Origin of the sequence: Burkholderia reimsis, from assembly GCF_003294055.1 — a bacterium.
Taxonomy (GTDB): Bacteria; Pseudomonadota; Gammaproteobacteria; order Burkholderiales; family Burkholderiaceae; genus Burkholderia; species Burkholderia cepacia.
This window is the reverse complement of record NZ_QMFZ01000002.1, coordinates 82,433-92,000: the sequence shown is the minus strand read 5'-3', so window position 1 is coordinate 92,000 and position 9,568 is coordinate 82,433. Positions and strand designations below refer to the sequence as shown.

Annotated in this window: 9 protein-coding genes and 1 pseudogene; 5 read left to right on the top strand and 5 right to left on the bottom strand. The window is 62.9% G+C overall.

The annotated features are described in order from the left end of the window. Nucleotides 1-2 precede the first annotated feature (2 nt). The 5 genes from DPV79_RS03320 to DPV79_RS03300 all read left to right on the top strand — a co-directional run bounded on the left by DPV79_RS03320 (nt 3) and on the right by DPV79_RS03300 (nt 4,961). Complete coding sequence (locus DPV79_RS03320) at nt 3-659, top strand: CoA transferase subunit B (protein ID WP_006482308.1); 657 nt, start codon at nt 3-5, stop codon at nt 657-659. An 88-nt stretch (nt 660-747) separates the two neighbouring features. Beyond that, nucleotides 748-2,106 carry a 3-carboxy-cis,cis-muconate cycloisomerase gene (locus tag DPV79_RS03315; protein WP_113044774.1) on the top strand — a complete coding sequence of 453 codons (1,359 nt, stop codon included), beginning with the start codon at nt 748-750 and terminating at the stop codon, nt 2,104-2,106. Nucleotides 2,107-2,120: 14 nt separating this feature from the next. Continuing rightward, a complete protein-coding gene (pcaD, locus tag DPV79_RS03310) occupies nt 2,121-2,906 on the top strand; it encodes a 3-oxoadipate enol-lactonase (RefSeq protein WP_059684816.1) in 786 nt (261 codons plus the stop codon). A 10-nt stretch (nt 2,907-2,916) separates the two neighbouring features. Beyond that, nucleotides 2,917-3,303, top strand: coding sequence for a 4-carboxymuconolactone decarboxylase (gene pcaC, locus DPV79_RS03305; protein WP_021157590.1), 387 nt, complete (start codon nt 2,917-2,919; stop codon nt 3,301-3,303). Nucleotides 3,304-3,602: 299 nt separating this feature from the next. Continuing rightward, entirely contained in the window at nt 3,603-4,961 is a 1,359-nt protein-coding gene (locus DPV79_RS03300) for an MFS transporter (protein ID WP_113044773.1), read from the top strand. A gap of 60 nt (nt 4,962-5,021) precedes the next feature. Here the strand turns inward: DPV79_RS03300 and DPV79_RS03295 are convergent, their stop codons facing one another. The 5 genes and pseudogenes from DPV79_RS03295 to DPV79_RS03275 all read right to left on the bottom strand — a co-directional run. Next, entirely contained in the window at nt 5,022-5,270 is a 249-nt protein-coding gene (locus tag DPV79_RS03295; protein WP_027790093.1) for a hypothetical protein, read from the bottom strand. A 107-nt stretch (nt 5,271-5,377) separates the two neighbouring features. Further along, on the bottom strand, nt 5,378-5,995 hold the full coding sequence (locus tag DPV79_RS03290) for a LysE family translocator (protein WP_113044772.1): 618 nt from the start codon (nt 5,993-5,995) through the stop codon (nt 5,378-5,380). A gap of 671 nt (nt 5,996-6,666) precedes the next feature. After that, on the bottom strand, nt 6,667-6,930 hold the full coding sequence (locus DPV79_RS03285; RefSeq protein ID WP_113044771.1) for a PAAR domain-containing protein: 264 nt from the start codon (nt 6,928-6,930) through the stop codon (nt 6,667-6,669). A 477-nt stretch (nt 6,931-7,407) separates the two neighbouring features. Further along, nucleotides 7,408-7,629: a hypothetical protein gene (locus DPV79_RS43815; RefSeq protein ID WP_425267346.1), complete on the bottom strand. Its 222-nt coding sequence runs from the start codon at nt 7,627-7,629 to the stop codon at nt 7,408-7,410. A 163-nt stretch (nt 7,630-7,792) separates the two neighbouring features. Next, nucleotides 7,793-9,568, bottom strand: a pseudogene (locus tag DPV79_RS03275) (type VI secretion system Vgr family protein); the annotation flags it as partial.

Below are 9,568 nucleotides of genomic sequence, written 5' to 3'. Positions count from 1 at the left end.
AGATGAAACGACTGACCCGCGATGAAATGGCCAAGCGCGTCGCCCAGGACATCCCCGAAGGCGCGTACGTGAACCTCGGCATCGGCGTGCCGACGCTGGTGGCGAACCACCTCGACCCGAGCAAGGAGATCTTCCTGCACAGCGAGAACGGCCTGCTCGGCATGGGCCCCGCGCCCGCGCCCGGCGAGGAAGACGACGAACTGATCAACGCCGGCAAGCAGCACGTGACGCTGCTCACCGGCGGCGCGTATTTCCACCATTCGGATTCGTTCGCGATGATGCGCGGCGGCCACCTCGATTACTGCGTGCTCGGCGCGTTCCAGGTATCGGCGAACGGCGACCTCGCGAACTGGCATACGGGCGCACCCGATGCGATTCCGGCGGTCGGCGGCGCGATGGACCTCGCGATCGGCGCGAAGCAGGTGTTCGTGATGATGGAGCACCTGACGAAGCAGGGCGAGAGCAAGATCGTCGCGCAGTGCTCGTATCCGGTCACCGGCGTGCAATGCGTGAGCCGTATCTATACGGATCTCGCCGTGCTCGACGTGACGGCCGACGGGCTGGCCGTGAGCGAGATCTTCACCGACCTGTCGTTCGACGAACTGCAGAAGCTGACCGGCGTGCCGCTGATCGACGCGACGCAAAAGGCGGCTGCCTGAACCACCGACGTGCCGGCGCGTGCGTTTGCGCGCATGCCGGCGCGCTTGGGTGGACAATAGGCGCACGCCGTTTCCCCAATCTGATGCCATGCTCGAAGACAGCGCCCGCCTGACCTCCCTCATCTGCGGCACCGAGCCGCTCAACCGGATCTGGTCGCCCCGCGCGACGATCCAGCGGATGCTCGACGTCGAGGCCGCGCTCACGCGCGCGCTCGCCGCGCAGCAGGTGATTCCCGCCGCCGCGGTCGCGCCGATCGAACGCGCGTGCGACGCAAGCCGGCTCGACGCCGACGCGCTCGCGCACGGCGCGGCGCTCGGCGGCAATCTCGCGATTCCGCTCGTCAAGCAGCTCACCGCGCAAGTGAAGGCCGACGACCCCGAGGCCGCGAAGTTCGTGCACTGGGGCGCGACGAGCCAGGACATCATCGATACCGCCACCGTGCTGCAGCTGCGCGACACGCTCGACGTGCTCGAGCCGATGCTCGACGAAGCGTGTGCGTCGCTCGCGGCGCTCGCGCGCACGCATCGCGCGACGCCGATGATCGGCCGCACGTGGCTGCAGCAGGCACTGCCGATCACGCTCGGCCTGAAATTCGCGCAATGGCTCGACGCGCTGCTGCGCCATCGCGCGCGTTTCGCCGAATTGCGCGAACGCGCGCTCGTGCTGCAGTTCGGCGGCGCGGCCGGCACGCTCGCGAGCCTGCGCGAGCACGCGGCCGGCGTCACGGCCGCGCTGGCGGCGGACCTGAAGCTCGCCGCACCGGCCGTGCCGTGGCACACGCAGCGCGACCGCATCGCGGAAGCCGCGTCCTGCTTCGGGATGCTGACCGGTACGCTCGGCAAGATCGCGCGCGACGTGTCGCTGCAGATGCAGACCGAAGTCGGCGAGCTTGGCGAACCGGCCGCCGCCGGCAAGGGCGGCTCGTCGACGATGCCGCACAAGCGCAACCCGGTCGGTTGCGCGGCGGTGCTCACCGCCGCGGTGCGCGCACCGAACCTCGTCGCGACGGTGTTCGCGGGCATGGTCCAGGAACATGAACGTGCGCTCGGCGGCTGGCAGGCCGAATGGGACGCGCTGCCCGATCTCGCGCGCCTGACCGGCGGCGCGCTTGCGCAGATCGCCCAGATCGTCGCGGGCCTCGACGTGAACACCGAGCGCCTTGCCGCGAACCTCGACCTGACGCGCGGGCTGATTCTCGGCGAAGCGGTGATGCTCGCGCTCGGCGACAAGATCGGCCGGCTCGACGCGCATCACGTCGTCGAGCATGCGTCGAAGGAAGCCGTACGCACGGGCTCGACGCTGTTCGATGTGCTCGCCGCCGATGCGACCGTGTCGGCGCACCTGTCGCGCGACGCGCTCGCGCGGCTGCTTGATCCCGCTCATTACGTCGGCGAGGCGCAGGCCTGCGTCGACGCCGTGCTCGCGCTGCACGCGGGCACGCAATAACCAGGAGAACCTCGATGCCTTTCGCCACTGTCAACGGCGTGAAACTGCATTACCGGATCGACCGTGCCGCGCGCGCCGACGCGCCGTGGCTCGTCTTCTCGAATTCGCTCGGCGCCGACCTGCAGATGTGGGCACCGCAGATCCGTCCGCTCACGCAGCACTTCAACATCCTGCGCTACGACACGCGCGGTCACGGCCATTCCGATGCACCGGCAGGTTCGTACACGGTCGAGCAGCTCGCCGGCGACGTGATCGGCCTGCTCGACCACGTCGGCATCGATCGCGCGCATTTCTGCGGGATCTCGATGGGCGGGCTGACGGGCGCGGCGCTGGCCGCGCGCTTCCCGTCGCGCATCGTGCGCGCGGTACTGTCGAACACCGCGGCAAAGATCGGTTCGCCGGAAGTGTGGGCGCCGCGCGCGCAGAAGGCACGCGCCGAAGGGATGGCCGCGCTCGCCGACGCCGTGCTGCCGCGCTGGTTCACCGACGCATTCGTCGAGCGTGAGCCGCGCCTGTTCGATGCGATCCGCGACACCTTCGTGCATACCGACAAGGACGGTTACGCGGCGAACTGCGACGCGCTGAATGCCGCCGACCTGCGCGAAGAGGTGAAAGGCATCGCGCTGCCGGTGCTCGTCGTGACCGGCGCGAAGGACATGTCGACGCCGCCCGACCAGGGCCGCGCGCTCGCCGCCGCGATTCCGGGTGCGCAGCACGTCGAATTCGACGCCGCGCATATTTCGAACATCGAGTGCACCGACGGCTTCAACCGCGCGCTGCTCGATTTCCTGACCGCGTGAGGCACCGGCGATGAACGACCAGGAACGTTACGAAGCAGGGATGACGGTGCGTCGCGCGGTGCTCGGCGACGCGCACGTCGATCGTTCGATCGAGAACCGTACCGAGGTGACCGACGAATTCCAGAACCTGATCACGCGTTATGCATGGGGCGAGATCTGGACGCGCGACGGCCTGCCGCGCCATACGCGCAGCCTGCTGACCATCGCGATGATGGTGGCGCTCAATCGCGGCGAGGAGCTTGCGCTCCATCTGCGCGCCGCGCGCAACAACGGCGTGACCCGCGACGAGATCAAGGAAGTGCTGCTGCAGACCGCGATCTATTGCGGCGTGCCGGCCGCGAATTCCGCGTTCCATCTCGCGGACAAGATCTTCAAGGAACAGGACGCGGCCGCGTAAGACGGTCGGTCAGGCGCGGCCGGCTGAGGGCGGCCGCAACCGATCGCGTGGCCCGCTGTCGCAAGCGGGCCGTCGACGACGGAATCGATGAACGCGCCGGCAGAGCATCGGCGCACGGCACACCGGATGATTGGTGGACGAACAAAGGAAGGGCGCGGCTGCCATGCCGTATTGCTCATACATTATTAGCGTTGCATGGGACCGGAGTAAGCGCTGACGCGCCAACGCCGGTCGACCACGACGCATGGGATCCACGTAGGCGCTAACGCGCCAGCTTGGATCGACACAGGAGACTAGCGATGAATCGCGCACCCGTGGTCGATGTCCAGACCTTCATCAACGAGCAGCCGTTCGGCGGCTTTCAATGGCTCGTGTTCCTCATGTGTTTCGTGATTGTGCTGCTCGACGGCTTCGATACGGCCGCGATCGGCTTCATCGCGCCGTCGCTGCTCGGCGAATGGAACCTCACCAAGCCCGATCTCGCACCGGTACTCAGCGCCGCGCTGTTCGGCCTCGCGTGCGGCGCGCTCGTGTCGGGCCCGCTGTCCGACCGGCTCGGCCGCCGTTCGCTGCTGCTCGGCTCGGTATTCCTGTTCGGCGTCGCATGCCTGATGTCCGCATTCTCGACGACCATCGGACACCTGACGATCCTGCGTTTCATCACCGGCGTCGGGCTGGGCGCGGCGATGCCGAACGCGGTCACGATGATGGGCGAGTTCTGCCCGGACAAGCGCCGCGCGACCGTGATCAACCTGATGTTCTGCGGCTTCCCGCTCGGCGCCGCGTTCGGTGGTTTCCTGGCCGCGTGGATGATTCCGCATTTCGGCTGGCGCAGCGTGCTGATCCTCGGCGGCGTGACGCCGCTGCTGCTCGGCGTGCTGTTGCTGCTGAAGATGCCGGAATCGGTGCGCTTCATGGTCGCGAGCGGCCAGCATGTCGACAAGATCCGCGCAACGCTTGCGCGCATCTCGCGCGACGCGCTGAACGCCGGTTCGTTCGCGATGACCGAAGCCGCGCCGCAGACCGGCAGCAAGGGCCTCGGCGTCGTGCTGTCGCGCTCGTACATCGTCGGCTCGGTGATGCTGTGGCTCGCGTACTTCATGGGGCTCGTGATCTTCTACGCGTCGATCAACTGGATGCCGATCCTGCTGAAGGATGCCGGGCTGACGCCGAAGAGCGCGACGCTGATCTCCGCGCTGTTTCCGCTCGGCGGTGTGGGTGCCGTGCTGTGCGGCGTGCTGATGGACCGCTTCAACGCGAACCGCGTGATCGCCGTGTGCTACGCGCTGACGGCCGTCAGCGTGTATGCGATCGGGCAGGCGGCCGGCAACGTCGGGCTGCTCGTGCTGGTCGTGTTCGTGGCCGGCGTGCTGATGAACACCGCGCAATCGTCGATGCCGGCGCTCGCCGCCGCGTTCTATCCGACCGAGGGGCGCGGCACGGGTGTTGCGTGGATGCTCGGCGTCGGCCGCTTCGGCGGGATTGCGGGATCGTTCCTCGTCGCCGAGCTGACGCGCCGGCATTTTTCGTTCGCGGGCGTGTTCGCGACGATCGCCGTCGCGGGCTTGCTCGCGTGTGTCGCGCTGCTGATCAAGCAGATGGCGCGGCCGCATGGCGTGACGCAGCCGGCGGGCAAGATCGAATCGCTCGGGCATTGAGCGACGCGCGGGCCGGTGCGATGCGCCGGCCCGCCGATACGGCGGCCGTCGGGCCGCCGGTTATTCTTCCGCGTCGTGTTCCTTCACGAAGTTGCGCAGATACGCGCGCAGCGCAGCCTCCCGGCTGCGATGATCGGAGAGGTTCGCGGCGCCCATGTCTTCCTCTTCGCCGAACATCGTCGGCGGCGCGCAATAGATGCCGATCTCGATGTCTTCGCGCAACACACGAATCTCGTGCGTGAGCGGGCGATACTCGGCGATCCAGTGCATCCCCTCGATGTGTTCACCCGCCCTCAGCAGTGGCTTCATCGGCACTCTCCCGGCAGCAGCGGCGCAACCGGCGAAGCGGTTGCGCGCGCCCGTACCAAAAGGGTACGCCTGCATGGCACGAATCTCAACGGGCGCGCCGTGAGCGCTCACTGCGGCAGCAGGTGCGCGATCAGGGGGTACAGCGACAGGATCAGCAGTACGGCCATCGTCACGTTGAAGAGGCGCAGCGCGCGGGGTTTCGACAGGAAGCGGCGCAGGCCGAGCCCGAACGCGGCCCACAGGCTGATGCACGGAAAGCCGATCAGAATGAATACGACGGCCATCCACGCGGCGTTCATCCCGTAGTCGCCGGACAGGCGGACCGTCGTCGCGGCGGTCAGCACCATCATCCATGCCTTCGGATTGATCCACTGGAAAGCGGCGGCTTCGATGAACGTCATCGGCCGCGGCTTGCCGCCGTGTGCCTTCACTTCGCCCGACGTGCCGATGCGCCACGCGAGGTACAGCAGGTACGCGACGCTCGCGACTTCGAGGATCGTATAGAGCAGCGGCAGGCGCTTGAATGCTTCGCCGAGGCCGAAGCCGACGCAGAGCATCAGGATCGCGACGCCGGTGCTGATGCCGAACAGGTGCGGCACGGTGCGGCGGAAACCGAAATTGACGCCGGATGCGAGCAGCATCGTGTTGTTCGGGCCGGGCGTGATCGACGTGACGAGCGCAAACAGCATGCCGGCGGGCAGCGCGCTCAGGGTGAGGAATTCCATCGCGGATTCTCCATTCTGTTCTGGACTGGGATGGAGGTCAGTTTAGCGACGGTTTTCTGTACAGTACCGGTACAGTTTGATTGACGATTGCCGGTACGGGGGCCTTGCTAGCGTGCTTGGTAGCGCCACGGCTGTTGTTTCTCAAAAAAGATGTCCGCAGTCTCAATAAGTTGTCTTTGAATAAAAGGCGGCGTCCCGCGCGTTCGGGATAAGATCTGACTCGCTCTGCGAGAATCGGCGGGTCAATATTTGGCAGTGTGGGATTTTGACGCAATGTTAGATCGACATCATCGCGTCGTTGTTGCCGCACTGAGGGCCTCAACCGCCACTTCACTTCGAACGCTTATCGGCAGAGGCAGGAGCGGGGAGCGCGAACGGCTAACACTAAGCTACGCAGAGCGTAACTCGGCCAGGCCTCCTCCAATTGCGTTCGTCTGAAGTGGCATGCCTGCGATGACATAGGCCACATATTGGCCACCCTCCGTCAACGACATGCGCTACAGTGCTGACCGTGCGGGTACCCGTCCTCAACGCGTTCTTCCGACGCTAGCTAGGCTGGACTAGATCAAACAGACAGCGTCAGATCGATTGACTTAGTTCGGCGCCTGTTTCGGACGTTCGACATCGCGAGCTATATCGTTGGCAATCTGAATTCGAAGACTAAGTCGCGCTTACTCGCTTGCCAGAAATTCCTGCTGACTGGCAATTAATGAGGCGCCGCACGCCGTCTTCATATCGTGCAGTGCGACTGGTCTCATTTCGATCGAATACTGACTCGAGCCTTGGACTATTGGATATACACCGCCGCATTTTGGGCAGGACACCATATGGCCGAGTCCGGCGGCGGGTCTGCCACTAAAGTCGGCACTAGAGAAGCCTTCTAGAACAACACCGCCGTGGTCCGTCAAATCGCCCTTGCGAACAATAGCCTTCATGTGGCTGCTACTCCGTCCGATGCTTCTTTACCAGTTCCAAGGTCTCGCACGCTCGAAGAATCGTGTCTTCCGAGAATGGCGATAGAGGATGTTCGTTGAGCCAGAGAAGCCATTCGATTACAGCGTCGCACTCGACGTCTGTCAGCTTGGGCCAACGCTGCAAAAAATAGTCATCCCAGTATTCCACAACCGGCGACCTGTCCAGCGACCCCATCAAACTTTCGATGACCGTCAACGCGACCTGATTGTCTTGGATCGAGACACGCATGATACCGGGCAGAAAGTAGCAGAACGCCTCGGGTGTGAATCTGTAGATAGCATCCGCGTACTTTGTCCAGTCGTAAGCAGTCGTCTCGTCCCAGAGCAGGTTTGAGAAGTGTAATGCGTCGTAGTAGTCGTTCGTGTCCGGTGAGACTGTTGGAACGACCGACATCGGCCTCTTCCTTTCGGAAAAAGCTTGTCTAATACGTTCCATCACTAAACGCCCGTCATCAGCTGTTTGCATTTTCCTACCATCGCCCATGCATCTGCCATTGCTTGTTGGTGGCCTTGGTCCCCACCGTTCCAACACCGTTGCTCGCGTTGTGACCTCGCCTTCGCAAGACCAAGCCAAGCGTTGTAACGAACCGTCAAGTCGTAACCTCTCATAGCCGGTGTACACCCGCCGAGTTTGCCGACGACATCTTTTGCGCGGTTCACCTCGTCGTTCAACTGCTTGCATGGATCGTTCGGACAAGGCGCTGCATCTGTAGCCGGTTTTGCTTTCGCTTGGCTCTGCGAGCTGCTGCCAGTTATGGCATTGTAGAGCGCACCGCCCCCAATGATTACAGCGCCGCCGATGATCGTCACACCGGCCACGATACAGGCCACCAACGTTGACGTTATAGGCGAGCCCGACGTTGAGCATTTTCCCGAGTCCGACCGTCTCGAATTTGACGCCACCCGTAGAAAGTGTCCAGTTTCGACCTATCGCCGCGTTCTCGTCGTTGCCGATCGATTTGCCGCGATCGTTACCAACCGTGTGCGATTCGTCGTTTTCGACTTCGATGCGCTGATCTTTCTCGGCATGTAACCAGACTTCTTCTTGCCCCTTTTTATCCTCGAAGCGCAGTGCGTTCGCGGTGTCGGAGCTTCCACCCGTGGTAGATCTGGTCAAAATCCCGCTTTGTGTCGCGTTTGCCGGAAGTTGCCACGGCGGCATGTTTTGCGCGTTATAGACGGACGAGATGATCAGAGGCCGATCGGGATTTCCGTCACCGAATACAATGACCACTTCGTCGCCGATTCTGGGCAACTGAATCATCCCGAAACCGCCGCTTGCCCATGGTTGGGCAACGCGAATCCAACAAGAACTTGCCTGGTTTTTCTTACCCAGTCTGTCCCAATGGAACTGGACTTTTACTCGGCCGAGTTCGTCCGTGTAGATTTCGTCCCCCTTAGGGCCGACCACGACAGCAGTCTGGATGCCATGAATGACCGGGTGCGGGATCGTTTGCAACGGCCGAAATGCGATCTTCTTACGGATGCACCGAAATTCGTTCGTGTAAGTCGCAACTCCAGGTTTAGCCTGATAGTTGTTTGTGCCGTGGTGTCGAATCCAGGTTAGAAGAAACTGCCGGTCTTCGGGCTGGACTCGTTCGTGATCGTAGTGGTCTTCGACCTGGATGTAATGGCCGAGTGTGAGGCGACGGCAGTAGCTTTTGCCGACAAAAATCTTGCTATGCGCAGCGAGTGCCTCGCTCCGAAAGCGGGCGAGTTGCTCGCCTCTGCTACTGTCGGGGAAGCCATGTGCGCCAAGGTAGTCGTAGACTTCGTAATTTTCTACGTCACCCTGATTGATACCGGTGTCGTCTTGAACCTGCCGTTGTGCTGCTGGGGCTTTGTAGTCGACGGTCTTGAGCGTCGTACTTCCGGAGGTCAATTGTCGACGTGCCGCGAATGCGGTGATCACCTGTTCGTCGTCGAGAATTTCGTCTGTCGAGTAGCGCAAGCTCGCGCTGCGTCCGGCAATCGGCTTCGCATCGACGGATGTGTCGCTGATGATCAGCTTGTGGGCATCCTTCGCGTGCTCGAAGTAGAAGAACAGTCCTTCCTCCTGCATCAGCCGCAGTACAAACGTCAGGTCTGTTTCCTTGTACTGAATGCAGTAACTGCGATTGACAGTCGGTTTCTGCAGGCGAAACTCCACTTCACCGAATTTCCGATAGGGCTGCAGTACTGCACCGAGGATGTCGGTGACCGTCTGTTCCTGGAAGATCCGTATGTCTTGCCGACGGTCCATGAACGTGATCCAAGGACGGGCGATTGCCTTGTATCGGGCGAGGCCGCCATCCGTGCCGATGTGCTCGAAGTCCGTGATATAGCCGTGAAAGTATCGCTCGTCGGTGCTGGCGAGTGCGTCGGTAAGCTGCAGGGTGATCGTGACGGGCTTACCGATCAGCTTCTTGAGTTCGATGTTCGGATCTTGCGAGGCCAGTGTGAGCCAGATCTCGAACAGTTTCCCCAAGCCTTCCTCGCACGTGAATTCCGTGAGCACGAGTTCGGACCGGCCCGACAGCGGCGTCTTGATCGTGAACAACCGGTTGTTCTGTAACGCAAAGAATTGCTTCGCGATCTCGGCAATGGAGAGCGGTGGCAT